Source organism: Pseudomonas sp. TH31, from assembly GCF_016650815.1.
Taxonomy (GTDB): domain Bacteria; phylum Pseudomonadota; class Gammaproteobacteria; order Pseudomonadales; family Pseudomonadaceae; genus Aquipseudomonas.
The window spans coordinates 733,196-747,888 of sequence record NZ_JAEKEZ010000029.1; the positions used below are offsets into that span (position 1 = coordinate 733,196).

Genomic DNA, 14,693 nt, shown 5'->3' on the forward strand with positions numbered 1-14,693 from the left:
CGAAAAATCAGCCGCGCTCGCCGCTCAGCCACTGCAACTGGACTTCGTGTTGACCACGGTCGTCGGTGACGAAGATCGTCCCTTCGCTGATCATCACGTCCCACTTGATAACGCGGGGCATGTCCTTGGCCAGGGTTTCCAGCACGTCTTGCGGCACGGCGGCGATGTGCACGTTTTTCAGGTTTTTGATCGCCGGGATCACTTTGGTTTCCCAGACACGCAGGCTGCCGTAGGCCAGCAGGCTGGTGCGTTCGGTGCGACGCGAGCACCAGGTCAGGCGATCGGCATCTGGCTGGCCGACTTCGATCCAGTGCAGGACACGGTCATCCAGGCTCTTTTCCCACAGGGCAGGTTCATCCACGTCTGACAGACCGCGACCAAACGACAGTTGCTCGTTGTACCAGAAGGCGTAGGCCAGCAGGCGCACGGTCATGCGCTCTTCGGTTTCCGAAGGGTGACGGGCGATGGTCTGCTTCACGCTCTCGTAGACGCTGCGGTCGAGGTCGGTAAGGTTCAGTTCAAACTTGTAGGTCGTGGACGGCTGGGCCATGAACGGGCTTCTTGATACGAGGAAAGGCGGCAAGTCTAACCGATGCGGCAGGCAATCAACGAATTGACGACCATCAACCTTGGGCGACTGACACGCGGCTATGTTAAAACGCTCTATCGATCGCCCTTTGTCCTACAGGATCCCTCATGCCATTCACCGGAAAACCGCTCTCAGGTCTGAAAGTCGTCGAATTGGGTACGTTGATTGCCGGGCCGTTTGCCTCGCGCATTTGCGGTGAGTTCGGCGCCGAAGTGATCAAGATCGAATCCCCGGACGGCGGTGATCCGTTGCGCAAATGGCGAAAATTGTATGAAGGCACTTCGCTGTGGTGGTTCGTCCAGGCGCGTAACAAAAAGTCCCTGACCCTGAACCTCAAGCACCCTGACGGCCTGGCCGTCCTGAAAAAACTGCTCAGTGAAGCCGACATCCTGATCGAGAATTTTCGCCCCGGCGTGCTGGAGAAGCTTGGGCTGGGCTGGGCAGTCTTGCACGCCCTGAACCCGAAACTGGTGATGGTGCGCCTCTCGGGCTTCGGCCAGACCGGGCCGATGAAAGACCAACCGGGGTTTGGTGCGGTCGGTGAATCCATGGGCGGCCTGCGCTACATCACCGGGTTCGAAGACCGGCCACCGGTGCGCACCGGGATTTCCATCGGCGATTCGATTGCCGCGCTATGGGGCGTGATCGGCGCGTTGATGGCCTTGCGTCATCGCGAGGTGAACGGCGGTCTGGGCCAGGTGGTGGATGTGGCGCTGTATGAAGCGATTTTCGCCATGATGGAAAGCATGGTGCCGGAGTTCGATGTATTCGGTTTCATCCGTGAACGCACCGGCAACATCATGCCCGGCATCACGCCCTCCTCCATTCACACCAGTGCTGATGGCAAACACGTGCAAATCGGCGCCAATGGCGATGCGATTTTCAAACGTTTCATGCTGATCATCGGTCGCGAAGATTTGGCCAACGACCCTGAGCTTGCCAGCAACGATGGCCGCGACAGTCGTCGCGACGAGATTTACGGGGTCATTGATCGCTGGGTCAATTCGCTGCCGCTCGACAGCGTGATCGGGCAATTGAACCAGGCCGACGTACCGGCCAGCCGGATCTTCAGTGCCGAAGACATGTTCAGCGATCCGCAGTACCTGGCCCGGGAAATGTTCCTGCAGGCCAAACTGCCGGACGGCAAGGACTTCAAGATGCCGGGGATTGTGCCGAAACTCTCTGAGACACCCGGCACTTGCGAATGGGTCGGACCGCAGTTGGGTGAACACAATGCGCAGGTACTTCACGATCTTGGGTATGACGAGGGACAGATCGCAAAACTGCGTGAAGACGGGGCCATCTAAGCTGAGGCGCCTGCGTTCATCCGTACTCGACACCGTCTTTAGCAGGCGTGTGTTGGCGTTTGTCGGGATTCTGGTTGCGCTGGCGCCTCCCGCCTGGGCGCACCCCAAGGACAATCTGGTCTGGCTGCTGCGCGACCTCCCGCCCATGACGATCTTCGAAGGCCCGAAAAAAGGCCAGGGCGTCGTCGATCAACTGATGCCGCAGTTAATCGCCGGGATGCCGCAGTACGAACACACGCTGATGCGAGTCAACCGGGCGCGCGGCATGCAGATGCTTCACGAGGAATCGTTTACGTGCGATCCCTCGCTGATGTGGACCAAGGAACGGGAACAATGGATCGCATTTTCCATTCCTGCCTTCCGGGCCGTGGGCAATGGGCTGGTCATTCGCAAAGTCGATGAGTCAGTGCTGGAGCCGTTTCTGGTCAATGGTGAAGTCGATCTAACGGCGTTGTTGAATAACGGCAGCCAAAAAATCGGTGTAATCGCCGAGCGAAGTTACGGTCCGTATCTGGATAGTTTGCTGCAACAGGCCGCGCCCGGTGTTTTAACGCCACACTACGGCAACGACGCTCTCGGCAGCCTGTTACAGATGCAGCGCCTGGGGCGTTTGCAATGGGTGATGGGCTACTGGCCGGAAATCCGCTATCAGGCCAGTCGGGAACACATTGCCGATGCTGAATTGGCGTTTTACCCGGTGAAAGGCGCAGACAAGTACATCTCCACGTACATCGGCTGCTCCAATACCCCTCAGGGCCGCCAAGCCATCCGTGAAATCAACCAACTGCTGCGCACTCTGCCCCACGAGCGAACGGATCATGCCTATGCCGACTGGCTTGATCCGCAAAGACGCAACGACTACCTGGAAGACACCAAGGACTTTTTCGAACATCAGGCCGACCAGTGACGAATTTTTGGCAAAAAGAAACCCCGAGAAGTGGGGAGACGACTCGGGGTTAAACGTGGCCTACATAAAGACCAGTAGCAGCAAGCTACAAGCACCGGAGCACAATGCTTGATCCTGCTGTTATAAGGTCTGACTGACCTTGGAGCAGGAAGGTTCCCACAAAAAACAATTCAATTACGATTGGCCAGGATCTTGTCCTGGGCCGCGTTGCGCAACGCTGCGATCACACAGGGCTCCAGACGTCCTTCAGCGATCAGCACATCGCGGTGTAATCCATCAACGACATCCGTCAGCAGCCACTTATCGGTCAACTGCGCCTGATTGAACGCACGCTCCACGACAATGGCGCCGGCAGTACTTTTCAATGTCACCAGGCATTCACCATGGGCACCCGACGGGGTCAACGTAACCTGATACGGGCTCAGAGCCTCACCGAGCAATAGACTGATACTTTCCATCTCGATCACCACTCAATAGTCCGAAAACAAAGTGCCTGGGAGGGCGTGTCTACAGTAAATGACCACTGGCCCGAGAAGAAAGTTCTGGATACCGACCGCAAGCGGTACCTGCATCTGGGGGAAATAGAGCATGCACCGCAAAGATGACAGGGAAAAAACAGCCGGTTGCCGGCCCTGACTTGAAGTGTTGACGCCTGCAGACAGGCCTCCGGCAGCCTTCGCATCAGCACTACAGAAACGTATGCAGCTGCCCCAGGCGTTTGACGTCGCCGGGGGGGCCGGCAGAGCTTTCAAGTCCGGTACCCGGAAACCAGAAAGCCCGTCAGGAGACGGGCTTCAAAAGGTGACAGCTCTGCGGGTTTAGAGAGGCTTGCCGCGGTTGCCATGCTGACTGACAAAAGCCTGCACGGCTTTCAAGTCGTTCGGCAACACGGTGCAACGCTCTTCTCTCTCAAACAAATCAGAAAGATGTGCAGGTAGTTCGAGCGCTTTTCCTACACCGGCTTTTTCCACTGCATCCGGGAATTTGACCGGATGGGCGGTGCCCAGGATCACCATCGGGATATCCAGGCTACGGCGGCACTCGCGGGCGGCTTTGACGCCGATGGCAGTGTGCGGGTCCAGCAACTCGCCCGTCTGTTCGAAGACCTCGGCGATGGTTTCGCAGGTTTGTGCATCATCCACGGCCAGGGAATCGAACAGTTTGCGGGCTTCGGTCCAGCGTTCCTGTTCAACGCTAAAACCACCACCTTGCTTGAAGCTGTCCATCAGACCGGCAATCGCCGCGCCATTGCGACCGTGCAGGTCGAACAGCAGGCGTTCGAAGTTCGACGACACCATGATGTCCATCGACGGCGACAGCGTGGCGTGCAGGGTTTCCTTGACGTACTGATTGCCGCTCATGAAACGGTGCAGGATGTCGTTGCGGTTGGTGGCGACGATCAACTGGTTGATCGGCAAGCCCATGTTGCGCGCCAGGTAACCGGCGAAGATGTCGCCGAAGTTGCCGGTCGGCACCGAGAACGACACCGAACGCGCCGGGCCGCCCAACTGCAGGGCTGCGTGGAAGTAGTAAACGATCTGGGCCATGATCCGCGCCCAGTTGATCGAGTTCACGGCGACCAGGCGCGTGCCTTTCAGGAAGCTCTGGTCGGCGAAACTGTTCTTGACCATTTCCTGGCAGTCATCGAAGTTGCCTTCGATGGCGATGTTGTGGATGTTCTCGCCGAAGATGGTGGTCATCTGGCGACGCTGCACTTCAGACACACGGTTGTGTGGGTGCAGGATGAAGATGTCGACGTTTTCGCAGTGCTTGCAGCCTTCGATGGCGGCCGAACCGGTATCACCGGAAGTCGCACCGACGATCACCACGCGCTCGCCGCGTTTTTCCAGCACGTAGTCGAGCAAACGACCGAGCAGTTGCAGGGCGAAGTCCTTGAACGCCAGGGTCGGGCCGTGGAACAGCTCCAGGACCCACTCGTTGCCGTTCAGCTGACGCAGCGGTGCAACGGCGCTGTGGGAAAACACGCCCTGCTCTGATGAAGAGTAAGTCTCTTCAAGAATCTTTTTGAAATCGGCATCAGGAATGCTGCCGGCGACGAACGGGCGCATCACCCGGAAGGCCAACTCGTGATACGGCAGGCCGGCCCAGGAAGCGATTTCTTCCTGGGTGAAACGTGGCAGGCATTCCGGCACGTACAGGCCGCCGTCAGTGGCCAGACCGGCCAGCAAAACGTCTTCGAAATTCAGGGCCGGTGCCTGGCCGCGGGTACTGATATAGCGCATAGGGGCAAACCTTCGGTTTGGGCTTGAAGCTTCAAGCTGCAAGCTGCAAGTAAAAGCCGGACTGCTTTTGACTTGCCGCTTGGAGCTTGCCGCTTGCCGCTGTGTTAATTCAGGTGTTCGACGCGGATCCGCACGACTGGACCGACCACGCCCGCCAGGGCTTCGAGGGCGGCGATCGCGTCGTTCATGTGCTGTTCCAGCACACGGTGGGTCAGCAGGATCATCGGCACCAGGCCGTCGTGTTCCTCGACTTCCTTCTGCATGATCGATTCGATGTTGATGCCGCGCTCCGACAGGATGCTCGCCACTTGGGCCAGCACGCCTGGATGGTCCTTGGCCTGAATCCGCAGGTAGTAAGCGCTTTCGCAGGCTTCGATCGGCAGGATCGGATGCGCCGACAGCGAATCCGGCTGGAAGGCCAGATGCGGCACACGGTTTTCCGGGTCCGAAGTCATCGCACGAACCACGTCCACCAGGTCGGCGATCACCGACGAAGCGGTCGGTTCCATACCGGCGCCAGCGCCGTAGAACAGGGTCGAACCGGCAGCGTCACCGTTGACCATTACCGCGTTCATCACACCGTTGACGTTGGCGATCAGCCGATCAGCCGGGATCAGCGTCGGGTGCACACGCAGTTCGATACCGGCCGCGGTGCTGCGCGCCACGCCCAGGTGCTTGATGCGGTAGCCCAGCGCTTCGGCGTAGTTCACGTCAGCGGTGGTCAGCTTGGTGATGCCTTCGGTGTAGGCCTTGTCAAATTGCAGCGGAATGCCGAATGCGATGGACGCCAGGATCGTCAGCTTGTGAGCCGCGTCGATGCCTTCGACGTCGAAGGTCGGATCGGCTTCGGCGTAACCCAGGGCTTGCGCCTCGGCCAGTACGTCTTCGAAGGTGCGACCCTTCTCGCGCATCTCGGTGAGGATGAAGTTGCCGGTGCCGTTGATGATCCCGGCGACCCAGTTGATGCGATTGGCGGACAAACCTTCACGGATTGCCTTGATCACCGGAATGCCACCGGCCACCGCCGCTTCGAACGCAACGATCACGCCCTTCTCGCGAGCCTTGGCGAAAATTTCATTACCGTGAACGGCGATCAGTGCCTTGTTCGCGGTGACCACATGCTTGCCATTCTCGATGGCCTTGAGTACCAGCTCGCGGGCAACGGTGTAGCCGCCCATCAGCTCTATAACGATGTCGATCTCAGGGTTCGTGGCCACTTCGAAGACATCGTTGGTAATCGCAATACCGGTCGTCTGGAACTGAGGCTTTGGCGTGCGCATGGCAATTTGTGCCACTTCGATTCCACGCCCGGCACGACGAGCAATTTCCTCGGCGTTGCGCTGAAGTACGTTGAAGGTACCGCCACCGACGGTCCCTAACCCACAGATGCCTACTTTGACCGGTTTCACTGTGAACTCCCCATAAAACGGCCGACGCAAGGTCGGCCGTGAAAACAGCCGCATGCTCGCGGCTCTCTATTAATGGCCCGGCGAAGTGACCGCCGAACCATGATCGTCAAAGGCTGACCGTGACGATGCGAATTATTTCGCGCCCAGCGCCAGTTTGGCGACTTGTGGCGCAGGCTGGTAGCCCGGAATGACCTGACCGTCGGCCAAAACGATGGCCGGCGTGCCGTTCACACCGATCGACTGACCAAGAGCGAACTGCTTGGAAACCGGGTTATCGCACTTGGCGGCCTTGATTTCCTTGCCATCGACCATCTTGTCCATCGCGGCTTTCTTGTCTTTCGAGCACCAGACCGCTTGCAGTTGTTCGTCACCCGGCGAGCCCAGGCCCTGGCGCGGGAACGCCACGTAACGCACTTCGATGCCGCGCTTGTTCAGCTCAGGCACTTCGGCGTGCAGCTTGTGGCAGTACGGGCAGGTGGTGTCGGTGAACACGGTGATGTGCGACTTGGTTTCGCCAATCGCCGGGTAAACCACGGTTTCTGCGACCGGGATGTCGTTGATCAGTTTGGAAATGCCCAGGCGCTCGGTCTTCTCGGTCAGGTTGACCGGTTTACCGTCCTGAAGCTGGAACAGATAGCCCTGAACCACGTACTGACCGTCGGCGCTGGCGTAGAGCACGCGACTGCCCTTGAGTTTGACTTCGTACAGACCGGCCAGCGGGCTCGCGCTGATGCTGTCGATCGGCGTATCCAGCTGGAGGCTTTCCAGGCTTTTACGAATGGCTTTATCAGCCGCGTCATCGGCGACGGCAAAGGTGCTGACCAACGCAATGGCTGCGGCGGCGAAAAGATGGGTCAAACGCATGAGAACTCCTGAAGGCGGACAAATGGGACGATCAGAACGCCCGTGCCGAAACACCGGGTCATAAACGCCCATCGTGCAAACCGGCAAAGCCTACCACATAAGGCTGGCGTGGCCGAATGCAGCTGTCGCCCGACATCTCGCTTAGGCGCATACGCGTTATGTAGCAGCTGGCGAAGCCTGCGTTCGGCTGCGCAGCAGTCGTGAAATCAGACACTGCGGTGTTTCAGTAGAACCGAGAATTCAGGGTTTACGACTGCTGCGCAGCCGAACGCAGGCTTCGCCAGCTGCTACATAGTCCCGAGCCAGTCTCCAGGGTACTGGAGTGATGTCAGCCGCGGGGGTGGTGTTTGGCGTGCAGGTCCTGCAAACGAGCCCGCGCAACGTGGGTGTAGATCTGGGTGGTCGACAGGTCGCTATGCCCCAGCAGCATTTGCACCACCCGCAGGTCAGCACCGTGGTTGAGCAGGTGCGTCGCGAAGGCATGGCGCAGGGTATGCGGTGACAGCGACTTGCCGATCCCGGCGACCTTGGCCTGATGCTTGATGCGATGCCAGAAGGTCTGGCGGGTCATCTGTTCGCCGCGCAGGCTCGGAAACATGACGTCGCTGGGACGCCCGCCGAGCAGTTCGCCACGGCCGTCACGCATATAACGCTCGACCCAGACGATCGCTTCCTCGCCCATCGGCACCAGCCGTTCTTTACTGCCCTTGCCCATCACCCGCAAAACGCCCTGACGCAGGTTGACCTGTTCCAGGGTCAGGCTGATCAGTTCGGTCACCCGCAAGCCGCAGGCATACAGCACTTCAAGCATGGCGCGGTCACGTTGGCCGATGGCCTCGCTCAAGTCCGGGGCTTTTAGCAGCGCTTCCACATCCGCTTCCGACAGGGATTTGGGCAATGGCCTGCCGAGTTGCGGCATGTCGATGCGCAACGTCGGATCGACGGCGATCAGCTTTTCCCGCAACAGATAGCGATAGAAGCCACGCAGGCCGGAGAGAAAACGCGCAGTCGAACGGGGTTTGTAGTTTTGCTCCAGGCGCCAGGCCAAATGGTCGAGGATCAACTCGCGGCCAGCGTTGATCAGCGCCAGGTTTTTTTCCTGCAACCAACCGTGGAACAGCGCCAGATCACTGCGATAGGCATCGCGGGTATTGTCGCAAAGGCCTTTCTCCAGCCATAGGGCGTCGAGAAATTGGTCTATCAGGGGGTGATCGATGGCGGGCATAGAGGCTCAGGTCGCGGGGAAACTGACGGTAAGTCTTTCATAGCCCGACATGGCTTCACAGTGCCTGATGCAATTGCGGTGACGACGTCGCGATCTCCTGTAGGAGCGAGGCTTGTATCGGGTAAATCGCAGGCAACAAAAAAGCAGCCCGAAGGCTGCTTTTTTCTGCATCGGAAGCTGGACTTAAGCCAGTTTTTCCTTGATGCGAGCTGCTTTACCGGACAGGTCACGCAGGTAGTACAGCTTGGCTTTACGTACGTCACCGCGACGTTTAACGGCCATGCTGTCGATTTGCGGGCTGTAGGTCTGGAAAGTACGCTCTACGCCAACACCGTTGGAGATTTTACGAACGGTGAAAGCACTGTTTACGCCGCGGTTACGCTTGGCGATAACAACACCTTCGAACGCTTGCAGACGCGAACGGTCGCCTTCCTTCACTTTCACCTGAACGACAATGGTGTCGCCCGGGGCAAAGGTAGGGATCTCTTTGGTCATCTGCTCTGCTTCGAGTGCAAGGATGATTTTGTTAGTCATGCTGTGCTCCTAAGGTAAATCGTCGGATCTACCATCGATACGTTGTTAACTATCGTCCCGCTCGCGGATGTATTCCTCGAGCAGCTTCTTCTCTTCTCCAGAAAGCGAGCGGCTTTCCAGAAGATCGGCGCGTCGTTCAAAGGTCCTACCAAGGGACTGCTGTAAACGCCAACGCCGGATATGCGCGTGATTGCCACTTAGCAACACGTCGGGAACACGCTGATCCGCATACACCTCCGGTCGGGTGTAGTGCGGGCAATCCAGCAGACCGTCCGTAAAGGAATCTTCCTCAGCGGAGTCCGCATGCCCTAAAGCTCCAGGCAGCAGCCGTGTAACCGCATCGATCAGGACCATCGCCGGCAGCTCGCCGCCAGACAGTACATAGTCGCCAATCGACCACTCTTCATCGACATGTGCGTCTATAAAACGCTCGTCAATGCCTTCATAGCGGCCGGCAATCAGGATCAATGCATCCAGATTCGCCAACTCGCGTACCGCCGACTGAGTCAGTTGACGGCCTTGGGGGGACAGGTAAATAACCTTCGCCGCCTCCCCGGCTGCTGCCTTGGCCTGAACCAGAGCATCTTCCAGGGGCTTGATCTTCATCACCATGCCCGGGCCACCGCCAAATGGGCGATCGTCCACAGTGTGATGTCGATCCGTCGTGTAGTCTCGCGGATTCCAACAGGTGAGCTGCAACAGCCCCTGTTTCACCGCACGACTGGTGATGCCGTACTCGCTGATGGCGCAGAACATCTCGGGAAACAAACTGATCACTTCTACGCGCAAATTAGCCACGCTTAGAAGTCCGCATCCCATTCCACCTTCATCTCGCCTGCGGCGAGGTCGACTACCAACACGCATTGCTCCGTATAGGGCAACAGGCGTTCGCGATCGTCCAGGCTGCCAGCGCAAGGCTTGACCACCATTACATCATTGGCGCCGGTTTCCAGAAGATGATCGATTTTCCCGAGCAATTGCCCGAGTTGGTCAATAACCTTCAGACCTTCCAGCTGGTACCAGTAGTACTCGCCGTCGGTCAATTCAGGGAACAGGTTGCGCGGCACGCAGATCTCATAACCGGCCAGAAGACGAGCTTCTTCACGGTCATCAAGATCTTTGAGCTTTGCGACCAGGAACTTGTCGTTCCCTCGTCCGCTGACCAGCTCAACCTGTTTAACGCTGCCTTCGCGCTTGAGCGTCCAGGTTTTGTATTGCAACAGGTTTTCAGTCGGATCAGTAAAGGAGTAAACCTTCACTTCGCCGCGAACGCCGTGAACAGAATAAATCTTGCCAATAACGATCAAATCATCAGCAATGGCAGGCGTCGCGTTCATATTGCTCAGGCCGCAGCCTTAGATGCATCCTTCAACAACTGAGCAACACGCTCAGAAGGTTGTGCACCAACGCTCAGCCAGTAGGCCACGCGCTCTTGGTTCACGGACAGACGGATTTCCTGACCACGAGCAACAGGGTTGAAGAAACCAACCTGTTCCTTGTGCGAACCGTCGCGCGGGTTGCGGCTGTCGGTTACGGTCAAGTGGTAAAACGGGCGCTTTTTGGAGCCGCCAAGGGCAAGACGGATTGTTAGCATGTGAACATCGTTCCTGTAGTCGGTGCTGCAAATCTAAAGGCACAGCGGGCATAGGTGCCCGAAAGGCCGCATATTCTAAGGAATATCCGGACTTTTGCAAATGTCTTTTTCCGACGGCCTTTCGGTCGTCATCCAGATTTGCTATAGAGCCGTCGTTGAAAACGGCCAGTCAGCTCCCGCCAAGTGCGGGTTTGCTGGAGTTCCCACATTGCTGTGGGCAGCGCAAGAGCAAGCCCTTGCGCAAATTCTTTACATCTTGGGCATGCCGCCGCCGGGCAACATACCGCCCATGCCGCGCATCATTTTGGCCATTCCGCCTTTGGCGGAGAATTTCTTCATCATCTTCTGCATCTGTTTGTGCTGCTTGATCAAGCGACCGATGTCCTGCACCTGGGTGCCGGAACCCAACGAAATCCGACGTTTGCGCGAACCGCTGATCAGGTCAGGGTCGCGCCGTTCGGCCGGGGTCATGGAGTTGATGATGGCTTCCATCTGCTTGAACTGTTTCTCTGCCGCGCCCTGGGCATTGCCCATTTGCGCCAGGTTCACGCCGCCGATGTTCGGCAGTTTGTCCATGAGGCCACCGAGGCCGCCCATGTTCTTCATCTGTTGCAACTGATCGCGGAAGTCTTCGAGGTCGAAGCCCTTGCCCTTCTTCAGCTTCTTGGCCAGTTTGTCGGCCTTGTCCTTGTCGAGGGTCGCTTCGGCCTGTTCGATCAGGCTGAGCACGTCGCCCATGCCGAGGATGCGCGAAGCAATACGCTCGGGGTGGAACGGTTCGAGCGCTTCGCTCTTCTCGCCCATACCGATGAATTTGATCGGCTTGCCGGTGATGGCGCGGACCGACAGTGCGGCACCGCCACGGGCGTCGCCGTCGACCTTGGTCAGGATCACACCGGTCAGCGGCAGCGCATCACCGAAGGCCTTGGCCGTGTTGGCGGCGTCCTGGCCGGTCATGGCGTCGACTACAAACAGGGTTTCGACCGGGTTGATCGCGGCATGCAGCGCCTTGATCTCGCCCATCATCTCTTCGTCGATGTGCAGACGACCGGCGGTATCGACGATCACCACGTCGATGAATTTCAGTTTTGCTTCTTTAATAGCGGCTTGCGCGATGTCGACCGGCTTCTGGCTCAGGTCGGACGGGAAGAAGGTTACGCCAACTTCAGCGGCAAGCATTTCCAGCTGCTTGATCGCGGCCGGACGGTAAACGTCCGCGGACACGACCATGACCGATTTCTTTTTGCGCTCTTTAAGGAAGCGCGCGAGTTTACCGGCGGTAGTGGTTTTACCAGCGCCCTGCAAACCGGCCATCAGCACGACGGCTGGCGGAACGGCGCTCAGGTTCAGGTCTTCGTTGGCCGCGCCCATCAGGCTTTCGAGTTCAGCCTGGACGATCTTCACGAAGGCCTGGCCCGGCGTCAGGCTGCGCGACACCTCGGTGCCGACGGCGCGCTCCTTGACCGAATTGACGAAGTCCTTGACCACCGGCAGAGCGACGTCGGCTTCGAGCAACGCCATGCGCACTTCGCGCAGGGTGTCTTTGATGTTGTCCTCGGTCAGCTTGGCCTTGCCGGTGACATGGCGCAGCGTCTGCGAGAGACGGTCGGTTAAGTTTTCAAACATGCGCGATCCTTTCAGGCCCTATGTAGACCGAGGTAATGGCGGCCCAGACCGTGATAAACAAGTGCTCGGCGAGCCTGCGGCGTGGGCAGGTCGCGGATTATAGCGAAGACTGCGTCTCGCGGACACCTCGCTGTCAGGTTGTATGGTCTTTCGTGCAATGAGGGTTCTATGCCAAACTCAGCGCCTTTCGGGCTTGCCTAACAGGATTTATGCTCCCCTTGTCACCGAGTTTGCTTACCACCCTCGCCGCCGCCTGCTTATATGCCGCTGCGACCCTCTATCAGGGCACACGTCTGGCCACTGGCGCCAAGGCGAACAAGCGCCTGCTGGTCACGCTCGGCGTACTGGCCGTGCTGGCCCACAGCGCCAGCCTGTTCACGCATTTGTTGACGCCGATCGGCCTGGGCCTGGACTTCTTCAGCGCCGCCAGCCTGATTGCCGCTGCGGTCATCGCCCTGACCCTGCTGGCCTGCTCGCGAATCCCAGTCGAGAACCTGCTGGTATTGCTGTTCCCGCTCGGGGCCGCGACCGTGTTGCTGGCGCAATTCGCCCCAGCGGGTACGGTGCAGATCATTGATGAAGAGCCGGGCATTCTCGCCCACATCCTGTTGTCGATCCTCGCCTACGGCATGTTCACCATCGCGGTGTTCCAGGCGTTGCTGCTGCTGGTGCAAGATCACCAGCTCAAAAACAAGCACCCCTCCGGGCTGATCAAGAACTTCCCGCCGCTGCAGACCATGGAAAGCCTGCTGTTCGGCTTCCTCTGGGCCGGCTGGACGCTGCTGTCGCTGTCGCTGATTTCCGGGTGGCTGTTCGTCGAGAACCTGTTCGCTCAGCATCTGGTGCACAAGACGCTACTGGCCTGCCTGGCCTGGATTGTCTTCAGCGTATTGCTGTGGGGTCGTAACCGCCTCGGCTGGCGCGGGCACAAGGCGATTCGCTGGACGCTTGCCGGCTTCTGCCTGCTGATGCTGGCCTATTTCGGCAGCAAGCTGGTTCGTGAATACATTCTGCACATCTGACGGGCGGCAATAATGGACGACTTGCCCATAGGGCCGATGCTCGCAGTGATGGTTCTGCTGATTTTGTGGTCGGGGCTGTTTACCGCCATCGAAGTCGCGCAACAGCACCTGCTGGCCCAACGCACGGCGTCGCGCGCCAGTGACAAACCCGTGGCGAAGCTGAGTTTCCCGCTCAACAGCCTGATCCTCTGCAACACCTTGTGCCGTGCATTGGTCATGGTCATCGCCACCTTACTGGCGATTTTCGCCTGGGCGGAAAAGGGCCCATGGGCCGCCTGCCTCGGTGTCGGCGCCATTCTGCTAGTGTTCGCCGACTACCTGCCGCGCACCCTCGCTGTGCGTTATCCGGACGCAATTCTGAGCCTGGGCAACACCTTGCTCGGTGCGCCGCTGAAAATCATCTACCCCATCGCCTGGCTGCTCAATGGCACCAGCCAATTGCTGATGCAACCGTTCGCCCGCAAGGTCAACGTGGTGCAGCAAAGCGAAGACGAGGCGCCGGCGGAGCGCCACGACGATCAGGAACACGCCAACTGCCGCCCCCACGCACTGTCGGGCATCCACGCGCTGGACAACATCACGGTCAATGACATCCTGGTGCCACGCAGTGAGGTCGACGGGATCAACCTCGACGACTCCATCGAAGAGATCATCGAACAACTGCGCAAAAACCGCCGCACGCGCCTGCCGGTGTTCCATAGCGACATCAATCAGGTCGAAGCAGTGCTCAACACCCGGCAGATCCGCCATCTGCTGCCGGATGCCAGCCTGACGGTTGAAGCGTTGCTGGCGGCCAGCCACGAACCGTACTTCGTCCCGGAAAGCACCCCGCTGCAACTGCAGCTGCTCAACTTCCACAAGCAGCAACGGCGCTTGGGCATGGTGGTGGACGAGTACGGCGAAGTGCTCGGCATCGTGACCTTGGAAGATATCCTCGAAGAAATCGTCGGCGAGTTCGAAAGCGAACACAGCCTGGACAACCCGCATATCCACCCGCAGGCCGATGGTCGACTGGTGATTGAGGGCGCGGCGTCGATTCGCGAACTGAACAAGAGCCTGGGCTGGCACCTGCCCAGCGATGGGCCAAAAACCCTGAACGGCTTGGTGACCGAGGCGCTGGAAACCATTCCGGAGAGCGCGGTCTGCCTGAAGATCGGGCGTTATCGGCTGGAGATTCTCGAGACCGAAGACAACCGTGTTACGCGGGTGATGGTCTGGCACACCAGTTCGGTTCCGGCGGTTGCGCCCATCCGCTAGATTGTTAAAAGATCGCAGCCTGCGGCAGCTCCTGCATTTGGAATGCATTCCCCTGTAGGAGCTGCCGCAGGCTGCGATCTTTTCTGCCTCTTGTTCGATCGTTAGCCGCCTTTCTA

At 58.7% G+C, this 14,693-nt stretch carries 15 protein-coding genes; 4 read left to right on the top strand and 11 right to left on the bottom strand.

All coding sequences use genetic code 11. The annotated features are described in order from the left end of the window. Positions 1–7 precede the first annotated feature (7 nt). Positions 8–550 (bottom strand): YaeQ family protein, encoded by a 543-nt coding sequence (locus tag JFV26_RS22865; RefSeq protein WP_008151638.1) that lies wholly within the window; start codon positions 548–550, stop codon positions 8–10. A 146-nt stretch (positions 551–696) separates the two neighbouring features. Between JFV26_RS22865 and JFV26_RS22870 the strand changes: the two genes are divergently transcribed. Both JFV26_RS22870 and JFV26_RS22875 read left to right on the top strand, forming a co-directional pair. After that, positions 697–1,896 carry a CaiB/BaiF CoA transferase family protein gene (locus JFV26_RS22870; RefSeq protein ID WP_201195598.1) on the top strand — a complete coding sequence of 400 codons (1,200 nt, stop codon included), beginning with the start codon at positions 697–699 and terminating at the stop codon, positions 1,894–1,896. Continuing rightward, positions 1,877–2,803, top strand: coding sequence for a TIGR02285 family protein (locus JFV26_RS22875; protein ID WP_342215475.1), 927 nt, complete (start codon positions 1,877–1,879; stop codon positions 2,801–2,803). Before JFV26_RS22870 ends, JFV26_RS22875 begins: the two co-directional genes overlap by 20 nt. Before the next feature lie 170 nt (positions 2,804–2,973). Here the strand turns inward: JFV26_RS22875 and JFV26_RS22880 are convergent, their stop codons facing one another. The 10 genes from JFV26_RS22880 to ffh form a co-directional block, all read right to left on the bottom strand. Beyond that, the gene (locus tag JFV26_RS22880) at positions 2,974–3,261 is read right to left on the bottom strand and encodes a DUF3509 domain-containing protein (protein ID WP_201195600.1); all 288 of its coding nucleotides are present in this window, start codon (positions 3,259–3,261) and stop codon (positions 2,974–2,976) included. A gap of 360 nt (positions 3,262–3,621) precedes the next feature. After that, a complete protein-coding gene (thrC, locus tag JFV26_RS22885) occupies positions 3,622–5,046 on the bottom strand; it encodes a threonine synthase (RefSeq protein ID WP_201195601.1) in 1,425 nt (474 codons plus the stop codon). Between the two features lie 104 nt (positions 5,047–5,150). Further along, positions 5,151–6,455 carry a homoserine dehydrogenase gene (locus JFV26_RS22890; protein ID WP_092281511.1) on the bottom strand — a complete coding sequence of 435 codons (1,305 nt, stop codon included), beginning with the start codon at positions 6,453–6,455 and terminating at the stop codon, positions 5,151–5,153. 132 nt (positions 6,456–6,587) lie between these two features. Next, positions 6,588–7,319, bottom strand: a complete 732-nt coding sequence (locus tag JFV26_RS22895; protein WP_201195602.1) for a DsbC family protein — start codon at positions 7,317–7,319, stop codon at positions 6,588–6,590. A 328-nt stretch (positions 7,320–7,647) separates the two neighbouring features. Beyond that, entirely contained in the window at positions 7,648–8,544 is an 897-nt protein-coding gene (gene xerD / locus JFV26_RS22900; RefSeq protein ID WP_201195604.1) for a site-specific tyrosine recombinase XerD, read from the bottom strand. Positions 8,545–8,727: 183 nt separating this feature from the next. Beyond that, positions 8,728–9,078 (bottom strand): 50S ribosomal protein L19, encoded by a 351-nt coding sequence (gene rplS, locus JFV26_RS22905; RefSeq protein WP_003175895.1) that lies wholly within the window; start codon positions 9,076–9,078, stop codon positions 8,728–8,730. A gap of 45 nt (positions 9,079–9,123) precedes the next feature. Next, complete coding sequence (trmD, locus tag JFV26_RS22910; RefSeq protein WP_201195605.1) at positions 9,124–9,897, bottom strand: tRNA (guanosine(37)-N1)-methyltransferase TrmD; 774 nt, start codon at positions 9,895–9,897, stop codon at positions 9,124–9,126. Next, positions 9,879–10,415, bottom strand: a complete 537-nt coding sequence (gene rimM, locus JFV26_RS22915; RefSeq protein ID WP_201195606.1) for a ribosome maturation factor RimM — start codon at positions 10,413–10,415, stop codon at positions 9,879–9,881. The genes trmD and rimM overlap by 19 nt, the downstream gene beginning before the upstream one ends. A gap of 5 nt (positions 10,416–10,420) precedes the next feature. Next, positions 10,421–10,672 carry a 30S ribosomal protein S16 gene (rpsP, locus tag JFV26_RS22920; protein WP_201195607.1) on the bottom strand — a complete coding sequence of 84 codons (252 nt, stop codon included), beginning with the start codon at positions 10,670–10,672 and terminating at the stop codon, positions 10,421–10,423. Between the two features lie 249 nt (positions 10,673–10,921). After that, positions 10,922–12,298, bottom strand: a complete 1,377-nt coding sequence (ffh, locus tag JFV26_RS22925; protein ID WP_201195608.1) for a signal recognition particle protein — start codon at positions 12,296–12,298, stop codon at positions 10,922–10,924. A 209-nt stretch (positions 12,299–12,507) separates the two neighbouring features. On the opposite strand from ffh, the gene JFV26_RS22930 reads away from it, so the two are divergent. Both JFV26_RS22930 and JFV26_RS22935 read left to right on the top strand, forming a co-directional pair. Continuing rightward, on the top strand, positions 12,508–13,320 hold the full coding sequence (locus tag JFV26_RS22930) for a cytochrome C assembly family protein (protein ID WP_201195609.1): 813 nt from the start codon (positions 12,508–12,510) through the stop codon (positions 13,318–13,320). A 12-nt stretch (positions 13,321–13,332) separates the two neighbouring features. Further along, entirely contained in the window at positions 13,333–14,577 is a 1,245-nt protein-coding gene (locus tag JFV26_RS22935) for a transporter associated domain-containing protein (protein WP_201195610.1), read from the top strand. Positions 14,578–14,693: the final 116 nt, after the last annotated feature.

Bases quoted from the DNA above. Each gene is read 5' to 3' on its own strand.
- JFV26_RS22935 (WP_201195610.1), top strand. From the start codon at position 13,333: ATGGACGACTTGCCCATAGGGCCGATGCTCGCAGTGATGGTTCTGCTG.
- JFV26_RS22895 (WP_201195602.1), bottom strand. From the start codon at position 7,319: ATGCGTTTGACCCATCTTTTCGCCGCCGCAGCCATTGCGTTGGTCAGC.
- rimM (WP_201195606.1), bottom strand. From the start codon at position 10,415: ATGAACGCGACGCCTGCCATTGCTGATGATTTGATCGTTATTGGCAAG.
- thrC (WP_201195601.1), bottom strand. From the start codon at position 5,046: ATGCGCTATATCAGTACCCGCGGCCAGGCACCGGCCCTGAATTTCGAA.
- rplS (WP_003175895.1), bottom strand. From the start codon at position 9,078: ATGACTAACAAAATCATCCTTGCACTCGAAGCAGAGCAGATGACCAAA.
- rpsP (WP_201195607.1), bottom strand. From the start codon at position 10,672: ATGCTAACAATCCGTCTTGCCCTTGGCGGCTCCAAAAAGCGCCCGTTT.
- ffh (WP_201195608.1), bottom strand. From the start codon at position 12,298: ATGTTTGAAAACTTAACCGACCGTCTCTCGCAGACGCTGCGCCATGTC.
- JFV26_RS22930 (WP_201195609.1), top strand. From the start codon at position 12,508: ATGCTCCCCTTGTCACCGAGTTTGCTTACCACCCTCGCCGCCGCCTGC.
- JFV26_RS22865 (WP_008151638.1), bottom strand. From the start codon at position 550: ATGGCCCAGCCGTCCACGACCTACAAGTTTGAACTGAACCTTACCGAC.
- JFV26_RS22870 (WP_201195598.1), top strand. From the start codon at position 697: ATGCCATTCACCGGAAAACCGCTCTCAGGTCTGAAAGTCGTCGAATTG.
- JFV26_RS22880 (WP_201195600.1), bottom strand. From the start codon at position 3,261: ATGGAAAGTATCAGTCTATTGCTCGGTGAGGCTCTGAGCCCGTATCAG.
- trmD (WP_201195605.1), bottom strand. From the start codon at position 9,897: ATGGGATGCGGACTTCTAAGCGTGGCTAATTTGCGCGTAGAAGTGATC.
- xerD (WP_201195604.1), bottom strand. From the start codon at position 8,544: ATGCCCGCCATCGATCACCCCCTGATAGACCAATTTCTCGACGCCCTA.